The organism is Paraburkholderia sp. 2C (assembly GCF_054589215.1).
Map to the genome: position 1 here is coordinate 73,313 of NZ_BAAILL010000071.1, position 15,776 is coordinate 89,088.

The following is a 15,776-nucleotide window of genomic DNA, read 5'->3' on the forward strand; positions in this document are numbered from 1 at the left end:
CGATGGAAACCTCGCTGGAAGCAGAAGAGGCCATTCAGGATATCGATGCCGGCACGCTCGAGGTACGCGTGAAGCAGGTGCGATACGAAGCCAAGGGTATCCATTCGTACGAGCTCCGGAGTCCGACGGGCGAGCAGTTGCCGCCATTCGAAGCGGGCTCGCACATCGATATCCACCTGAAAAACGGCGTGATCCGTCAGTACTCGCTGTGTAATTCGCCCGCCGAGCGCAACCGTTATGTGATCGCGGTGCTCAAGGATGAAGCCGGCCGCGGCGGTTCGCGTGCCATGCACGACGACGTGGCCGCGGGGAATATCGTCACGATCAGCCGGCCGCGCAACCACTTCGCGCTCGACGGCAACGCGAAGAGGGTCATCCTGATCGCCGGCGGCATTGGCGTGACGCCGCTCAAGGCGATGGCTCACGAACTCGACACGAACCACGTCGAGTTCGAGATGCACTACTGCGCCCGCAATCGCGAAGCGGTTGCGTTCAGCGACGAATTTTCCGCCATGGAATGCGACGGCAGGCTGCACTATCACTTCGACGACGGCGCACAGCGCAATCAGCTCGACATCGCGAAACTGCTCGCCCAGCCGGCGCCGGGCACGCACGTCTACTACTGCGGACCCGCCGGCTTTATGAAGGCATGCGCGGATGCCGCAGGCCACTGGCCGAAGGGCACCGTGCATTTCGAGCATTTCAAGGCACCTGAGCAGCCAAAGCGCGCGCCAGCAAGTGCGCAGTCTGCGCACGGGTGCGCCGTGACCATCGCGAGCACGGGCCAGGTCGTCCATCTGAACGCGGACCAGAGCCTCGCGGACGCACTGAACGCCGCCGGTGTCGTCGTTCCGACCTCGTGCTGCGCCGGCCTGTGCGCAACCTGCAAGGTTCGTTACCTGGAAGGAGAAGTCGAGCACAACGACTTCATCCTCAACGACGACGAGCGGCACGAATACCTCACCACTTGCGTCTCCAGACCGGTAAGCAAAACGCTGGTCCTGGATCTGTAATCGCCTCTGGCAAAACCTCTGGAAACAGCATGAAAGTCTTTTACGATAAGGATGCCGATCTTTCGCTTCTGAAAAGCAAAAGCGTTGTGGTCATCGGTTATGGCTCGCAGGGCCACGCTCACGCCCTGAACCTCAAAGACGGCGGCATCGACGTCAGCGTCGGTCTACGCAAAGGCGCCTCCTGGACCAAGGCGGAAAACGCCGGTCTTCGCGTCAAGACGGTCGCCGATGCGGTGAAGGATGCGGACGTCATCATGATGCTGCTTCCCGACGAGCGAATCGCCGATGTTTACCGCGAAGAAGTCGAACCGAATGCACGCAACGGCGCGACGCTCGGCTTCGCGCATGGATTCAATATTCACTATGGACAGGTCGCGCCGCGCGACGACCTCGACGTGATGATGGTCGCCCCGAAGGCGCCGGGTCATACGGTGCGCAGCACATTCGTGGCGGGCGGCGGCGTTCCGCATCTGATTGCCGTTGCACAGGACAAGTCGGGCACGGCCCGCGACATTGCGCTCGCCTATGCCGCGGCCATTGGCGGCGGTCGCGCCGGCATCATCGAAACCAGCTTTCTCGAAGAAACCGAAACCGATCTCTTCGGCGAGCAGGCCGTGTTGTGCGGGGGCCTCGTCGATCTGATCAAGACCGGTTTCGAGGTGCTGGTGGAAGCCGGTTACTCAGCGGAGATGGCCTATTTCGAGTGCCTGCACGAGGTGAAGCTGATCGTCGACCTGATCTACGAAGGCGGCATTGCGAACATGAACTACGGCATCTCGAACAACGCCGAGTTCGGTGAATACCAGGCCGGTCCGCGAATCATCACCGACGCGACAAGGACCGCGATGAAAGCGGTCCTCCACGATATTCAGACCGGCCAGTATGCCAGCAGCTTCATCCTCGAAAACAAGGCGGGCGCCCCGACGCTCGAGGCACACCGTCGCCTGACCGCCCATCACCCGATCGAGACGGTCGGCGCCCAATTGCGCGCCATGATGCCCTGGATCAGCAAAGGCGCACTGGTCGATCGCTCGAAAAACTGACGTTCAACTCACGCCGCTTGAGGCTTTTGACGTTCCCATCCAATACGTAGGAGGACTTGCATATGTCTACAGCAGTCGCGGAACCCCGAACTGAATCGATTGTGAAGCCCGGCAAGGTTTCCATCTATCAACCCGACCAGGAAGGCCTGATCTTCCCGGAGCTGCCGTCATTCACTTCCGTGGAAGCGCATCGTCAGCACCTGAAGGAACGCCTGGTTGCAGCTTGCCGCGCGTTCGCGATCGAGGGCTTCGACTACGGCTTCGCCGGCCACCTGACCATCCGCGATCCGGAAAAGCCGGGCCTCTACTGGACCAACCCGATGTGCGTGCATTTCGATCAGGTCAAGGTGTCGAACCTCATCTGCGCGGACCACAAAGGCAACGTGGTGGAAGGCAGGTACGCCATCAATCGCGCGGGCTTCGTGCTGCACGCCGCCGTGCATGAGCGGCACCCGGATATCGTCGCGATGTGTCATGCCCATACGGTCTACGGCACCGCATTCGCTTCGCTCGGCAAACCGCTTGCGCCGATTTCGCAGGACGCCGCCGCGTTCTACGAAGATCACGTCGTGATCGGCGACGAGGCCGGCAAGGTCGCGGTCGAGGTCAAGGGCGGCAACAAGGTGGCAAATGCATTCGCCGGTGTGAAGGCGGCCATCCATCAGAACCACGGTCTGTTGACGGCCAGCCGCCACAGCATCGACGCCGCCGCGTTCTGGTTTATCGCACTCGAACGCTGCTGCCAGCAGCAACTGATGATCGAAGCCACCGGCATCACGCCGAAGGAAGTCACGCCGGAACGCGCACGCTACAGCCGCGAACACGTCGGTAGCGAATACATCGGCTGGCTGCACTTCCAGACCATCTGGAACGACCTCGTGGCGACACAGCCGGACATGTTCGACTGAGCATCGCGTCGGACTCGCCTGCCGCGGCGACCCAAACGGGCGCCGCGGCAGCGACCAAAGGGTGGCCATAACAACATCAAGTCAACCCAGCCCCCACTTCAACAGAAGGCCCCCAGGAGACAACCATGAGTTCCCATAGTCCGGCCGTATATCTTGAGGAAAGCGAATCGTCCGCGTTTGCCAAGGCAGCGTGGCGGCTCATTCCTTTTCTCTTTCTTTGCTATCTCTCCGCCTACCTCGATCGAATCAATGTCGCGTTCGCCAAGCTGCAGATGCTCGGCGATCTGGGCTTCAGCGAGGCGGTGTATGGATTCGGTGCGAGCGTCTTTTTTGTCGGATACCTGCTCTTTGAAATTCCCAGCAATTTGATACTTTTGCGCGTGGGTCCACGCCGGTGGATTGCACGCATCATGGTCACATGGGGGGTGATCTCGGTCGGCATGATGTTCGTGAAGACGCCAACGGCGTTTTACATCATGCGCTTCCTGCTGGGCGTTGCCGAGGCCGGTTTCTTTCCCGCCATCGTGCTTTACCTGACCTACTGGTTTCCTGCATCGCGCCGCTCGAAAATGACCGCGCTCTTCATGACGGGCATTCCGATGTCCGGTGTGATCGGCGGCCCGCTATCCGGCTGGCTGATGACCGCGCTTGCGGGCGCGCACGGAATGGCGGGCTGGCAATGGCTCTTCTTGCTGGAAGGATTGCCGACGGTCGTACTGGGCGTGATGGCTTACCTGTTCCTCGACGATAAGGTGCAGGACGCGACGTGGCTAACCGATGCGCAGAAAGCCGTCATCGAGCAAAAGCTGGAAGACGAAAAGCCTGCGGATATGCTGCACTCGGTCAAGGACGGACTGCTCAATCCGAAGATTCTGCTTGTCAGCGGCATCTACTTTTTCTACACGATGGGGCTGTACGGCGTGAGTTTCTGGCTGCCGACGCTGATCAGGTCGAGCGGTGTCTCGGATACATTTCAGGTCGGTCTGCTCACGTCGATTCCGTATGCGGTCGGTGCTGTCGCGATGGTGCTTGTCAGTCAGAGCTCCGACCGGACCGGCGAACGGCGCTGGCATCTGATCGTGCCCGGCCTCGCGGGCGCGGCGGGTCTGGCGCTGAGCGTGTGGTTCGCGCATTCGACCGTGCTCGCGATGATCGCGCTAACCATCGGCACCATGGGCGTCATGACGACCATTTCGCAATTCTGGGTGCTTCCGCCCGCCTTCCTCGGCGGCGCGGCGGCCGCCGCGGGACTTGCCTTTGCAAACTCGGTCGGCAGCATTTCCGGTGTGGTGAGTCCGTCGCTGATCGGCATTGTCAAAGATGCGACCGGTTCCGCAGGCGCGGGCGTGCTTGTGTTGTCAGTAAGTCTGCTGATTGCGGGTCTGCTTGTTCTATTTGTGCCGCCGACTTTAGTCAACCGCAGACGCTAGCTGGGGCGAAAGCGCGACATGGAAACGCCGCTGCGATCCGTGATGCAGCGGCGTTTCTTCGCAACCCTTGGCACTATGCGATCGGCTAGCGCGCTCGACGCTCGAGCGTGCTCGCGTCGGGAAGCGCCTTGCTCATATTCTCGACAAGATTCTTACGCGCGAATTCCGTATGCTGCAGGCTGAGTTTCGCAGCCAGTTCCTCATCGCCTTGCGCAATGGCATCGGCAATCGCCGCATGTTCGTCCCAGACGCTCTTGCGTTGGCCGATCACCTGATGGACTGCGCCCATCACGCGCCGCAAATGCATCCAGTGAAGGCGCGCGGATTCCGCGATCAGCGGGTTGCCGGAAGCGGCGTAAATAGCGGTATGAAACGCCATATCGGCTTCGACCATGGCGCGAATATCATTGCCTTTGGACACTTTGCGGCCCGTTGCAAACAGCGATTTGTCGATCTTGACCTGCTTACGGGCAGCAAGGCGCGCGGCGAGACTGTCCAGCGCGCCACGAAACTCATACAGGTGACCGACGCGCGCCGCGTCGAGCGGTGTGACCTGAAGGCCGCGCCCAGGCGCGTCTTCGACCAGGCCGTCCTTCTTGAGGAGGCGGAACGCTTGCAGAACCGGCGAACGCGACACGGACAACTGCTCGGCGATCTCTTCCTGGACAATCCGGGTCCCGGGGGCTATCGAGCCCTCACTGATCGCATCAAGCAGGACCTTATAGACCTCGTCGACGTAGTCGGTCCGCGACTGTATTTTCAGAAGGTTGACTGCCATGGCTGGAAGAAGCTGTGGATACTGAATACTGTTAGCTTACCAGCAATCACTAACACGCCTGCGAAAAGGAGGATCGCCCGGGTATCTGGAGTGGCCGACCGTTCAGGCTTTTTCCACGAGACTCGCCAGCCAGACCGGAAAATCGGCCCGCGCCACGGAAAAGAGCCGATTCGATTCAGGGATATTCGTCGCAAATGCCTGTTGAAGCGCCTCGCGTCCGCGTTTTGCGTCCCCATCGTTTCCTGCCTGCACAAAAATGACGACGTTCCTCGCCCCATAGCGTTTCGCCGCGGCAATCGCGCGATCCGCATCGTCCCCAAGTTGCCCGGGCGTGCTATCGCGAGCGTCGCGAACCACCATCGACACGAGGCCGCAGGCGCTGCCGGCAAGTATCCATTCCGAAGACGGAGCACGCGCCGCGCGCACCTTCTCGGGGACACCAATGAGACCCACGATATCCCTGAACGGCGGGTGACTTTCGAGCACGTCTCGTGCGCCGGCGGGAATGCCTGCGCCATCCATCCAGGCGTCGAGCGCGGCGCGCGGGCGCTCGCGCTCGCCAAATGAAAATCCTGTCTCGCCAATGGCGAACCGCCCGGGATCATGCTCACCTGCAGGGCTCGCTATCAGAAAGTCAGGCTCGTTCATATTGTCTCCGTGATCTATCGTCGGCAAGATTCGCGCATTCAGCACCAGAAAGTGCAATGCCCGCGAAACTTTGAACTCCGTATACAAAGAGAGTAAGAGACGGAATGACCGCGCACTATCCGTGGAAATACCAACGCGCGATGCGTCAGTGCACTAGTGCGCTTGAAGTAGCTGAGCGTCGCGTGCCGTGGCGGCAGGCAGATACTGACGAAGAAATTCCACCCAGGTTTTGATCCGGGCGTCGGTGTACCTTCTGGAAGGATGCAGCGAGTACAGGTTCATCTTCTGAAGCGTATACGCAGGCAGCACACGCACGAGACTCCCGTCGGCAAGCCCTTCGAGCGCGGTGTAAATCGGCAGTACGCCGATGCCCATGCCGGCCCGCGCTGCCATGCCGATCGCCGCGGGGTCGTTGATTTCTATGGGCCCCGAGACGCGCATGGACTCGCTTCCCTTGTCGCTTTCGAGCAGCCATTCATAAGCAGGGAAAGCGGGCGAATGAAGGATCAGGCAATCATGACCGGCCAGTTGCGCCGGCGTCTGCGGCGCGCCCCGGCGTTGGACATACTCGGGAGACGCACACAGAATGCTGCACGACGAGCCCAGCAGATGCGAAACGAGGTCCGAGTCGGGCAGCACGGACGACGTCGCCACGACGGCCATATCGGTGCTTCCTTCGTAGAGTTCCGGGACGCGCTGGGACAAGGCCAGCTCGACCGACACCTCCGGAAAACGCACCCGGTACTCGTTGATCGCAGGCAGAACGTAGTATTGCCCGATGCCCGCGAAACTATGCACTCGCAGCTTTCCCACAGGACGCGACTGCGCATCGCTGGCTTCTTCTTCGGCCATTTCGATGTCCGCCAGAATCTGGTTGCATCGCTTCAGATACACCTCGCCTGCCTGAGTCAGCACAACCTTGCGTGTCGAACGGTTCAGCAGCCTCGTGCGAATACGCGTTTCAAGCTCCGAGATCGCGCGTGAAACGGCGCCGGGACTCGTGTTCAGCGAGATCGCCGCGGCCGTGAACGTACCTGACTCGACGACGCGTGCGAACACACGCATCTGGTTTAGCGTATCCATCCGTCTTACCTTTTACTTCTTTTCGGCGCATGCGAGACGACGCCGTTAATCGCGCCAATGCCTCTGATTACACGTCGCAAGCCTTGGAGATGCCCGCGCGCGAGCCATTTGCGGGGAATATTCAGCTTATCACGGGGCCCATGTTTCGCGGCCGGCCGCGAGCTTGCCAGTTCACACAAACAGGTAGCCGCGTGAAGCCTACCCGACCGTTTCCCATAGAGATAGATGGTCTCCAGCATGAGACCTATACCAGCCCTGGTACAAATCAGCGGCCGATTTCGTATAAGCAGATCAGACTCCCGGAACGCCTCGTCCCGATGCCCGGGAGTGGGCGCCGGAGTGCCGACGCTCGCGCAACCCGGATAGTGCCTTTAGATAAACGATCAATAACACTTTAAAACGATCAACGAATCAAAACAAATAATCAATACACAGATCAAGACGAGAATTAAATCGACATTCGGACTCAAGAAACAGGATTAAAAGCGTGCGAATGCGAAAACACCGTTAAAGCACCATTCATAGACTTGCCGCACCTCACTCATTAAAAGGAGCAGAAGTGGCAAATCTCTTAAGAGCCGCATTGATTCTTATTGGAGCAATCTTGATGATTCAAACCGCAAACGCCGCACCGGACGTAGCCAATGACCCGCATCTGGACCCGCAGGTGCGCAACTTTCTTGTTCCGCTCGATAAAAATCCGAGTCCTATCTGGGAACTGCCGCAGCCCAAGCCTCAACAGATCATCACCGATCTTCAGAATCAGACGCCGGTAGACATGTCCGGCGTGACCGTCAGCGAACGCACGATCAACGAAGACGGTCAATCGGTGAAGCTCTACATCATGAAGCCCGAGCGCCCTGCGTTGCATCCCGGTGTACTGCTGTTTATTCACGGCGGCGTATGGATCGTCGGCAACTTCGACAATCACAAGCGTCTGTTGCGCGACCTCGTAGTCGGTTCGCGACAGATTGGGGTATTCGTCGAATACACGCCGCTGCCGTCAGCCAGATTCCCCACGCAACTCGATCAGTCTTACGCGGCGCTCAAGTGGGTGGCCAGCCACGCCGCCGAACTGGGCGCGGACGGCAGCCGCATTGCAGTGGCAGGCAACTCGGTCGGCGGGAATATGGCCGCGGCGTTGACGTTGATGACGAAAGATCGCGACGGCCCGAAGATCCGTTACCAGGTATTGCTGATTCCAGCCACCGACGCGAGCGTCGATACGGACAGCTATCGCGAATTCGGCACCGGGCGCTTTCTTGCGCGCGATTTCATGAAGTATGGCTGGGACCTTTATGCTCCCGACGAAGCGACGCGCAACAATCCGTATGTGTCGCCTCTTCGCGCGAGCCTGAAGGAACTGCAGGGCTTGCCGCCCGCGCTGGTCATTACCGCCGAAAACGATCCGCTGCGCGACGAAGGCGAAGCCTATGCGCGCAAGCTCAAGGAAGCCGGCGTGAGCGTCGCAGCGGTTCGCTACAACGGCACGATCCACGACTTCGTCTTGCTAAACGGCTTGCGCCACGTGCCGTCGACCGAAGCAGCCCTCGAACAGGCCAGCAACGGAATTCGCGAGCACCTGGACCATTGACGCGCCCGACGCGGCGCAACAGGGAGCACCGCAGTGCCCCGCGCCGCGTCGCGCTAGCACCCACTTCCTCTTAACACGATCGGAGTCGACCCTCATGCATATGATCGATTGGACCGGCTATCGCAGCCAGCTCGTCGCCGGCGTCAGCCGCATGGCCAAACTTTCGCCCGACACCATCAAGGGCTATGGACAGCTCGGTGCCGCCAACGCGAAGCAGGGCATGCTCGACCGCAAGACACGCGAGCTGATTTCCCTCGCCGTGGCGATCAGTCTGCGCTGCGATGGTTGCATCACCGTGCATACAACCGAAGCGAGGAAGGCCGGCGCGACGGCCGCCGAGATCGCGGAGGCGCTCGGCGTGGCGATCAGCGTCAATGCCGGCGCTGCGCTTGTCTATTCGACGCGGGTACTCGATGCGTTCGACGCCCTCGCGCAACCCGCGGGAGAGGGCTGATGGAACGAGACAACGGCGAACCCATGAAGCAAATCGTCTACGGTCGCCTCGATCCGCGGGCGCTGTCGTACCAGAACGCCGCGAGTTCGACGCTTCCGTTCGAGCAGGTCGTCGAGCGGCTGCGCCAGGCGATCGCGGCTGCCGACTTGTGGGTACTGCACGAGATCGATCCGCAAATGATCGTACGGCGCGACCACTACAGGCTCGGAAACGCGCGTCAAATCCTGTTCTTTCATCCCCAGTTGCTGGCGCGCGTCTTTTCCATCGATCCGGCGCTTCTGCTCGAAGCGCCGCTCAAATTCGCGGTCATCGAACTCGATGCAGGCGAGACGGTCGTTCGATGGATTGATCCGGTGGAGAGCTTCGGGCGCTACGGGCACCCTGAGATGATCGCGATCGGACGCGAACTCGCGCTCACCTGCCGCTCGATCGTCGACCACGCGCTATCCGATCAGGGCAGCTAGCTCGCTCTGCGGGAGCCGGGCGCACGCAGCATGGCCGGCCTACCGGCTTCCCGCGCGGTAGGCGCGGGCCGTCTCTGATCGAGCGTCAGCTGCTCTGTGCGCTAGCCGCCGGGTCGACGGCGCTTGCGGGCACCTCGGCCGCGTCCTTTTGCCGTTCTCTCAACGAGCCCGGTGTCGCGCCACACCAGCGCTTGAACGCCCGATTGAATGCGGCCTCGGAACCGTATCCGCTCTGCACCGCGATACGCGACAGCGGCATCTTTGTCGTCTTGAGCAGCTCCGTCGCGCGCAGCATTCTCAACGTCGTGAGAAAGTGACTAGGCGTCTGGCCGACAAGTTCTGTAAAACGCGGCACGAAAGCGGACCGCGACATGGTCGACACGGCCGCCAGCCTTGCAACGCTCCAGTTTTCCGACGGCGCCTGTTGCATGGCGCCGATCGCTCGGGAAATAGCAGGATCCCGAAGCGCTTTATGGATCCCGGCGGAAAAATTCGTCGAGCTTGAAAAATAGTCTCTAAGAAACAGCACGAGAATCGCTTCTCCGAGGCGCGTGGCGATGGCCTGGCCCGTGAACCCCGAAGCGCCGATTTCGACCATCTGCCGGAACGTGGAATTGAGAAACTCGGCATGCTGGCGTGCAAACCCCTCAAGCTTGACCATCGGCGGCAAGCTGTTCAATAGCGCGCTGGGGAACAGCTGGTTGACGAAAAAGCGCAGCGCTTCCATATGGGTCTTCTGGCCACCGCCTCCGTAGACAAGCGGACGCCTGAACATGTTGCCCAAAAAATCGCTGCCGTAAGGCAAGTCGCCGTACGAACTCAGCATCTTGTCCAATGGCACCGATGCGGTGGTCTCCGAATCGGTGACCGTGTGTGCGCGAGATTTAGGGATGTAGAGTGCGTCGCCGGCAGCAAGATGCACCGACTGATTCAGCTCGGGAATCCGCACATGGCACGCCCCTTCGAAGATCAAATAAAGAACGACGGTATCTTTGTATGCGGGTGAATCGTATCCCCATGGCGCGCTGAACAAGGCGGTCCCCTTGATCAACGACGAAAACCGGATAGACCTTAAAAGCTCGTCCAGAGGAACCGACGCGCGGTAACTGTCGGGGTTCTTGAGGATTTCCGGAAGAATTTCTGGCTTGGGCATCGTTGGTGCGGCACGTCGGGCCATGAACGAGCGTCGGCCGCCTATACTCGGGGCGGCTTCAAACGACGGACCGTTCTCGTCAAAGTCAATGGAACATTCGCAGAATAGGCCGGCAGAGAGTACATGAAAAGTATCTGCACGCCAGCGGCTGTGGTCGAACGATCAAGAAAACCATATTTGCGATCAATGACGCATCGGTTTGCGCGGGTAAAATCGTCATCCGTCTGCAATATGTTGCGCCTGCGAAACGCCGTTCAATTTCGCTCTGAATATGCAAGCCAAGCAATGAACGCCGCCACTGACAAACCTGCCGGCGCACCCGATTCGATCGTGTACGTAGTCGATGACGATGTCGAAATGCTCGAGTCGCTCGCCGCGCTTTTCCGTTCCGTCGAATTCAGCGTCGAATCGTTCGACTCGATCCAGAAGCTTCTTGCTTACCGCATGCCGGCGACACCGAGTTGCCTTGTCCTCGACGTAAGGCTTAAAGGAGAAAGCGGTCTTGTCGCGCAAGATCGCATCGCGCGCCAGTCAGGCCTGCCGATCATTTTCATGACCGCGCACGCCGACGTGGAAATGTGCGTGCAGGCCATGAAGCGCGGTGCAGTGGACTTTATCGAGAAGCCGTTTCGCGGTCAGCGAATGCTCGACGCTGTCATGGCCGCTCTGGCGTCGGACCGGATACGGCGCGAACTCGATCGGTCGTCGGAGGTATTGCGCCGTTGCTATGAAAGTTTGACGCGACGCGAGCGAGACGTGATGAGCCTCGTCGCGAAGGGACGTTTGAATAAACAGATCGCGGCCGAAATGAACCTCAGCGAAATCACGATCAAGATTCATCGCATGCGTGCGATGAAGAAAATGCAGGCGAACTCGTTTGCCGATTTCGTGCTGAAGGCGGGTGCGCTTCTCAGGCTCGATGTCGTGAAAGGATCGGCACGCTGAAGGGTCGAGGCGACACTGGCCGCCCTGCCGCGCGGTCAGCCTATCGGCACTCGCGCCCCGACGCGGGGCGAGTTCATCAGCCCTTCGTCGCACCGAGGCCGCTACTGGATCACAAGCTCCAGGAAGCCGGTCGCCGGATCGAGCTTCCTTGCAAAGCGATGTTCGGGAAGCAGCGCGAGCAGGAGTTCGGCTGTCGTGCGAACCGTGCATCCGCTCGCCACATGGCCGCCGAACACCTGACCTCGCGCATCGGCAACCGACATATGCAGATGTGCGCCGTCAGGCGATATTGATCCCGCGAGCGACAGTATTTCGAGGTCGCCTCGCAGTTCAACCGGGGCCTCGGCTCCGGCCAATCGCAATTGCGCGACACTGAGGCTCCCGATGCCCTGGATCACAAAGGCCGCGTATACATTGTGCTGACGCAGCACGTCTTCGACGGCGGCGCGCACGTCATTGCCGGGAACGAGACGCATAGGGTAGGCGTGCATACTCATTTCAATATCCGGTCGATTTCCAGACAAATCTGTTCAGCACCCTGTTCAGCACCTGAGCGATCTACACATCGTACCGGGTCGGCGAGACGGGTGTGAGACTACGGGTGTGAGACTACGGGTGTGAGACTACGGGTGTGAGGCTACGGGTGCGAGACAACGAAAGGCCGCTGCCCATACGGACAGCGGCCTTTACGCCATACACAACCGGAGTGTGGTTACTTGACCGGCGACGCGGTGCTCGGAGTCGCCAGCGTATTGTTGGCGCCGTAAGCGGTGGTGTTGACTGTCGAGCTCGAATTCGCGCTCTTCGGCGCGCCGGAGTTCGACGATCCGGCGCTCGTGCCACTATCTGAACCGGTCGCACCGGGCGTGCCGTAGCCGTTCGCGGTGTTGGCAGCAGCGGCAGGCGACACGACGCTCGGGGTTGCCAATGTGTTGTTCTGGGCATAAGCGCCGCCCGACAACGCCAGTGCGGCGACGGCCGCGATTAATGTGCTGATTGCCTTGTTCAAGGTTTATGTCTCCAAGATTGGGCTGGAATATTGACGCAGCCGATCGCCATCTGCGTGACCATGGATTGAGCCATCTCCCGCCGCGCTCGCCGTGGACGATTTCGATGTCGGTCAGTATGCGAAACATCGTGCGACCGAAGTCGGCACGAACGAACTCATGCATTCGGCATGCGAAGTTGAATGGCACGAGAGGCCGCGATAACTGGTGGCTGCAGCAGGATGAGTGCTCGATTCCACGGGCATGCAAAACACCTAATGGATCGATTTTCTTAAGTACTTGCTGCAGTATAGGACAAGCGGCAAAGTCGTGCTGGCGATGGCGCAGGATTGCCAATGATCTGTTGTGCGGACGGTGCGGACGGTACGGATGCGCGAGTCAGGCCGACCCGTCCCCACGATGCGCAGCGCGGTTCGGGCGCTCATTCATTGCCACCGGCCGAGACGGCAACCACCGGCCGCCCGCAAGCTGCGTGGAAGGTAGCCGCTGTCGCGCACCGATTTCGTAGAGCGCCATCTGTGCGAGCGCGCCTTCGAAGAACACGGGAGCCTGTCTCAGCTGGAAATCTCCGCATTCCATTTCGTAATGGTTCAATGCCTCGAACAACTCGCGCGGAACGCTCCAGACTTCGCCCCAAACGGGAGCCGCCGCGTGATCGAGCACGAGCGCGGGACAATGTCCCAGATCGTAGAGGCGGCCTGCCACCCACCCTTCTCCAAGATAAACCGGTACGGGCTCGTAACAAGAAAGGTCCTGGCGATGACCACGCATCAGCGTGCCGTAGACGAAAAGACGGATGGCCTTCATGCTGGCTTCTCCAAACCTCGTAACCCGTTGCGACGCGACATCCGGTTTGCGTGCGACCACGAGCGAAACCACCGCGGACACGCGCAAGCCCGTTGCTAAAAATGTTAGTGAGGCGCGGCCAGGTCGCCCGGTGCTTTAACGTAGCCATGCTCACATCAAGCGAAGCGAAGTGAGGCGTAAAAGCTCACAGATGATCTTTAAAGTGACGGAATCTGACAGGGATATAGCGCGCGATGAATGGCTTTTAATCTTTTAATGCGCGGCTTTTCCTAAAGGATCACCTAGCACGGGGACCGATCCAAAGTGAAAGCTCTTCCCTTCGGCTGACATTCACAAACGTTCGGAATGTCTTGCGCGTTAGCCTGAAGCAACGCTGGTCTTAGCTTGTGTGCTTAGCCTCTTGTTATACGTTAAAGAGCAACGCCTAAGCCAATCGCAACCCCCATAACACATCAAGCACATGTTGCGTGGAACGCTCGACGTATCCCGCACGATGAGCAATGCCGAGCCGACGCCACAACGCCGGGCGCAACGGACGCATGACAACGCGCTTGTCGGGTAATGGTGTCGTCGCCTCATGCGGCAGCAGCGCCGCGCCGTAACCGGCCGCCACAAGACTTTTGATCGCATCGTTGTAGTTGAGCTGAATGCGCGGCACCGGATGATGTCCCGCGCTCGCGAACCACTCGGCAGTCAGGCGAGAGAGACGCGTGGTGGCGTCATTCAGAATGAGCGGTTGGGCAGCGAGCCATTCCGGCGTCACGCGCGCCGGGCACCGCCAATGCGCCGGCACAAAGGCCATCACCGGGTCGCGGCGCCACGGCTTGATCGCGAGTCCCGCCACCGGCGGCTGAGGCAGCGCGACCAGGCCGACATCCAGCGTCCCCGCCGTCAGCCGGGACAGCGTTTCATGCGAAGTCAGTACGGCAACCTGAATGTCGATCGCCGAGTGGTGCTGGCGCAGCACCTCGAGCGCTTGCGGCAACAGGTGCGCGATCGCGCCCGTCGACGCGCCGAGCCGCACGCGCCCTTCGAGCCCCTGCACCTGGCGTCGAATATCGTCTAACGCCTGCTCCGTATCGGCCAGCAGCCGGCGCGCACGCTCCACCAGTACCTCTCCGATCGCCGATGGCCTGACCTGTCCGCGCTTGCGCGACAGCAGTGGCGCTCCAATGCGGTCTTCGAGTTCCGCGATATGGAGGCTGACCGTTGGTGCAGCCAGGTTCAATGCACGCGCCGCATCGGCAAACGAGCCGCGGTCGGCAATCGCGACCAGCGTGCGCAAGCGGTCCAGGCTGATCTCTCGCATATCGGCGTCCAGATTCAGAAAAACTGAAGGTTCAGGTTATGAAATTCAACTTTCCCTATTCTAGCGGTCGATGGAATATAGGAGCACGTTCTCGTTGTTACGACCCATCGTTACCGGAGTTTTCCACGAATGAGCTCTCCCGTTGTTTTCATCGACGGCGACCAGGGCACTACCGGGCTGCAAATCCATGAACGGCTGCGCAACCGGACCGACCTGACACTGCTCACGCTTCCCGCCGCGGAACGCAAAGATCCGCGGCGTCGTGCGGAAGCCATCAACGCCTGCGACATCGCTATCCTCTGTTTGCCTGACGCCGCCGCGCGCGAGGCAGTGGCGGCCATCGTCAATCCGGCCGTCAGGGTCATCGACGCGAGTTCCGCCCACCGCACGCAGCCGGACTGGACATACGGCTTTCCGGAAATGACACGCGGACAGGCTGAGCGCATTGCGAATGCGCGCCGGGTCACCAATCCCGGGTGCTATCCGACCGGTGCAATCGGCTTGCTGCGTCCGCTGATGCAGGCCGGTCTCATACCGGGCCACTACCCCATCGGCATTCATGCGGTGTCCGGCTACTCCGGACGCGGACGTGCCGGCGTGGAGGAACACGAGGGGCAAGGCGCCGTCAACGCGCCTTCATACGTGGTATATGGACTGGCGCTCGCGCACAAGCACACGCCGGAAATCCAGCAGCATGCGGGGCTCGCGCAGCGCCCCATCTTCGTCCCCGCGTATGGCGCGTTCCGCCAGGGCATCGCGCTGACGGTGCCGCTGCAGTTGCGGCTGCTGGCGCCCGATGTGGATGGCGCGACGTTGCACGCGTGCCTCGCGCGTCATTACGCGGACGCGGCCCACGTGCAAGTCTTGCCGCTGCACGAATCGCGCGCCTTGCAGCACCTTGATCCGCAAGTGCTGAACGGCACGAACGATATGCGCTTGAGCGTATTTGCCAACGCGGAACACGGGCACGTTCTGCTGTCCGCGGTGTTCGACAATCTTGGCAAAGGCGCGTCCGGCGCGGCGGTTCAGAATCTGGATCTGATGCTTACGCGGCAATAGCGGCCGGTCGCTCCGCGTCTGGATCGAGCCAGCCGGGAACGGTATCGGGAGAGCGATGCTCGAACATCACTGCGCAGGTTC

At 60.5% G+C, this 15,776-nt stretch carries 17 protein-coding genes; 9 read left to right on the plus strand and 8 right to left on the minus strand.

Features of this window, described 5'->3' with window-relative positions:
* The first annotated feature begins 2 nt into the window (after nucleotides 1-2).
* The 4 genes from ACYPXD_RS32620 to ACYPXD_RS32635 all read left to right on the plus strand — a co-directional run bounded on the left by ACYPXD_RS32620 (nucleotide 3) and on the right by ACYPXD_RS32635 (nucleotide 4,394).
* Nucleotides 3-1,013 carry a PDR/VanB family oxidoreductase gene (locus ACYPXD_RS32620; RefSeq protein WP_459722041.1) on the plus strand — a complete coding sequence of 337 codons (1,011 nt, stop codon included), beginning with the start codon at nucleotides 3-5 and terminating at the stop codon, nucleotides 1,011-1,013.
* Nucleotides 1,014-1,042: 29 nt separating this feature from the next.
* Entirely contained in the window at nucleotides 1,043-2,056 is a 1,014-nt protein-coding gene (gene ilvC / locus ACYPXD_RS32625) for a ketol-acid reductoisomerase (RefSeq protein ID WP_459722429.1), read from the plus strand.
* Nucleotides 2,057-2,118: 62 nt separating this feature from the next.
* Nucleotides 2,119-2,964: a class II aldolase/adducin family protein gene (locus ACYPXD_RS32630; RefSeq protein ID WP_459722045.1), complete on the plus strand. Its 846-nt coding sequence runs from the start codon at nucleotides 2,119-2,121 to the stop codon at nucleotides 2,962-2,964.
* A 125-nt stretch (nucleotides 2,965-3,089) separates the two neighbouring features.
* Nucleotides 3,090-4,394, plus strand: a complete 1,305-nt coding sequence (locus tag ACYPXD_RS32635) for an MFS transporter (protein WP_459722050.1) — start codon at nucleotides 3,090-3,092, stop codon at nucleotides 4,392-4,394.
* A gap of 85 nt (nucleotides 4,395-4,479) precedes the next feature.
* Here ACYPXD_RS32635 and ACYPXD_RS32640 read toward each other — a convergent pair whose 3' ends face one another.
* From ACYPXD_RS32640 to ACYPXD_RS32650, 3 genes are all read right to left on the minus strand, one after another.
* Nucleotides 4,480-5,172: a GntR family transcriptional regulator gene (locus ACYPXD_RS32640; protein WP_459722053.1), complete on the minus strand. Its 693-nt coding sequence runs from the start codon at nucleotides 5,170-5,172 to the stop codon at nucleotides 4,480-4,482.
* Between the two features lie 102 nt (nucleotides 5,173-5,274).
* The gene (locus ACYPXD_RS32645; protein ID WP_459722056.1) at nucleotides 5,275-5,907 is read right to left on the minus strand and encodes a hypothetical protein; all 633 of its coding nucleotides are present in this window, start codon (nucleotides 5,905-5,907) and stop codon (nucleotides 5,275-5,277) included.
* A gap of 66 nt (nucleotides 5,908-5,973) precedes the next feature.
* Nucleotides 5,974-6,903, minus strand: a complete 930-nt coding sequence (locus ACYPXD_RS32650) for a LysR family transcriptional regulator (RefSeq protein ID WP_459722060.1) — start codon at nucleotides 6,901-6,903, stop codon at nucleotides 5,974-5,976.
* Nucleotides 6,904-7,510: 607 nt separating this feature from the next.
* Here ACYPXD_RS32650 and ACYPXD_RS32655 point away from each other — a divergent pair.
* The 3 genes from ACYPXD_RS32655 (at nucleotide 7,511) to ACYPXD_RS32665 (ending at nucleotide 9,415) form a co-directional block, all read left to right on the plus strand.
* On the plus strand, nucleotides 7,511-8,497 hold the full coding sequence (locus tag ACYPXD_RS32655) for an alpha/beta hydrolase (RefSeq protein WP_459722067.1): 987 nt from the start codon (nucleotides 7,511-7,513) through the stop codon (nucleotides 8,495-8,497).
* Between the two features lie 100 nt (nucleotides 8,498-8,597).
* Nucleotides 8,598-8,951 carry a carboxymuconolactone decarboxylase family protein gene (locus ACYPXD_RS32660; RefSeq protein ID WP_459722435.1) on the plus strand — a complete coding sequence of 118 codons (354 nt, stop codon included), beginning with the start codon at nucleotides 8,598-8,600 and terminating at the stop codon, nucleotides 8,949-8,951.
* On the plus strand, nucleotides 8,951-9,415 hold the full coding sequence (locus ACYPXD_RS32665; protein ID WP_459722071.1) for a DUF302 domain-containing protein: 465 nt from the start codon (nucleotides 8,951-8,953) through the stop codon (nucleotides 9,413-9,415). Before ACYPXD_RS32660 ends, ACYPXD_RS32665 begins: the two co-directional genes overlap by 1 nt.
* Before the next feature lie 85 nt (nucleotides 9,416-9,500).
* Here ACYPXD_RS32665 and ACYPXD_RS32670 read toward each other — a convergent pair whose 3' ends face one another.
* Complete coding sequence (locus ACYPXD_RS32670) at nucleotides 9,501-10,568, minus strand: AraC family transcriptional regulator (protein ID WP_459722075.1); 1,068 nt, start codon at nucleotides 10,566-10,568, stop codon at nucleotides 9,501-9,503.
* Between the two features lie 285 nt (nucleotides 10,569-10,853).
* Between ACYPXD_RS32670 and ACYPXD_RS32675 the strand changes: the two genes are divergently transcribed.
* Complete coding sequence (locus ACYPXD_RS32675; RefSeq protein ID WP_459722078.1) at nucleotides 10,854-11,513, plus strand: response regulator transcription factor; 660 nt, start codon at nucleotides 10,854-10,856, stop codon at nucleotides 11,511-11,513.
* Nucleotides 11,514-11,614: 101 nt separating this feature from the next.
* On the opposite strand, the gene ACYPXD_RS32680 is transcribed toward ACYPXD_RS32675, so the two are convergent.
* The 4 genes from ACYPXD_RS32680 to ACYPXD_RS32695 all read right to left on the minus strand — a co-directional run bounded on the left by ACYPXD_RS32680 (nucleotide 11,615) and on the right by ACYPXD_RS32695 (nucleotide 14,636).
* Nucleotides 11,615-12,004, minus strand: coding sequence for a PPC domain-containing DNA-binding protein (locus ACYPXD_RS32680; RefSeq protein WP_459722082.1), 390 nt, complete (start codon nucleotides 12,002-12,004; stop codon nucleotides 11,615-11,617).
* 221 nt (nucleotides 12,005-12,225) lie between these two features.
* Complete coding sequence (locus ACYPXD_RS32685) at nucleotides 12,226-12,522, minus strand: hypothetical protein (RefSeq protein ID WP_459722086.1); 297 nt, start codon at nucleotides 12,520-12,522, stop codon at nucleotides 12,226-12,228.
* 376 nt (nucleotides 12,523-12,898) lie between these two features.
* The gene (locus tag ACYPXD_RS32690) at nucleotides 12,899-13,327 is read right to left on the minus strand and encodes a gamma-glutamylcyclotransferase family protein (protein WP_459722090.1); all 429 of its coding nucleotides are present in this window, start codon (nucleotides 13,325-13,327) and stop codon (nucleotides 12,899-12,901) included.
* 424 nt (nucleotides 13,328-13,751) lie between these two features.
* Complete coding sequence (locus tag ACYPXD_RS32695) at nucleotides 13,752-14,636, minus strand: LysR family transcriptional regulator (RefSeq protein ID WP_459722093.1); 885 nt, start codon at nucleotides 14,634-14,636, stop codon at nucleotides 13,752-13,754.
* A gap of 129 nt (nucleotides 14,637-14,765) precedes the next feature.
* Here ACYPXD_RS32695 and argC point away from each other — a divergent pair, with 129 nt between their 5' ends.
* Nucleotides 14,766-15,695, plus strand: coding sequence for an N-acetyl-gamma-glutamyl-phosphate reductase (argC, locus tag ACYPXD_RS32700; RefSeq protein ID WP_459722096.1), 930 nt, complete (start codon nucleotides 14,766-14,768; stop codon nucleotides 15,693-15,695).
* The last annotated feature ends 81 nt before the right edge of the window (nucleotides 15,696-15,776 follow it).

Bases quoted from the DNA above. Each gene is read 5' to 3' on its own strand.
- ACYPXD_RS32620 (WP_459722041.1), top strand. From the start codon at position 3: ATGGAAACCTCGCTGGAAGCAGAAGAGGCCATTCAGGATATCGATGCC.
- ACYPXD_RS32660 (WP_459722435.1), top strand. From the start codon at position 8,598: ATGATCGATTGGACCGGCTATCGCAGCCAGCTCGTCGCCGGCGTCAGC.
- ACYPXD_RS32635 (WP_459722050.1), top strand. From the start codon at position 3,090: ATGAGTTCCCATAGTCCGGCCGTATATCTTGAGGAAAGCGAATCGTCC.
- ACYPXD_RS32665 (WP_459722071.1), top strand. From the start codon at position 8,951: ATGGAACGAGACAACGGCGAACCCATGAAGCAAATCGTCTACGGTCGC.
- ACYPXD_RS32675 (WP_459722078.1), top strand. From the start codon at position 10,854: ATGAACGCCGCCACTGACAAACCTGCCGGCGCACCCGATTCGATCGTG.
- ACYPXD_RS32670 (WP_459722075.1), bottom strand. From the start codon at position 10,568: ATGCCCAAGCCAGAAATTCTTCCGGAAATCCTCAAGAACCCCGACAGT.
- argC (WP_459722096.1), top strand. From the start codon at position 14,766: ATGAGCTCTCCCGTTGTTTTCATCGACGGCGACCAGGGCACTACCGGG.
- ACYPXD_RS32640 (WP_459722053.1), bottom strand. From the start codon at position 5,172: ATGGCAGTCAACCTTCTGAAAATACAGTCGCGGACCGACTACGTCGAC.
- ilvC (WP_459722429.1), top strand. From the start codon at position 1,043: ATGAAAGTCTTTTACGATAAGGATGCCGATCTTTCGCTTCTGAAAAGC.
- ACYPXD_RS32680 (WP_459722082.1), bottom strand. From the start codon at position 12,004: ATGCACGCCTACCCTATGCGTCTCGTTCCCGGCAATGACGTGCGCGCC.
- ACYPXD_RS32650 (WP_459722060.1), bottom strand. From the start codon at position 6,903: ATGGATACGCTAAACCAGATGCGTGTGTTCGCACGCGTCGTCGAGTCA.
- ACYPXD_RS32690 (WP_459722090.1), bottom strand. From the start codon at position 13,327: ATGAAGGCCATCCGTCTTTTCGTCTACGGCACGCTGATGCGTGGTCAT.
- ACYPXD_RS32630 (WP_459722045.1), top strand. From the start codon at position 2,119: ATGTCTACAGCAGTCGCGGAACCCCGAACTGAATCGATTGTGAAGCCC.
- ACYPXD_RS32695 (WP_459722093.1), bottom strand. From the start codon at position 14,636: ATGCGAGAGATCAGCCTGGACCGCTTGCGCACGCTGGTCGCGATTGCC.
- ACYPXD_RS32655 (WP_459722067.1), top strand. From the start codon at position 7,511: ATGATTCAAACCGCAAACGCCGCACCGGACGTAGCCAATGACCCGCAT.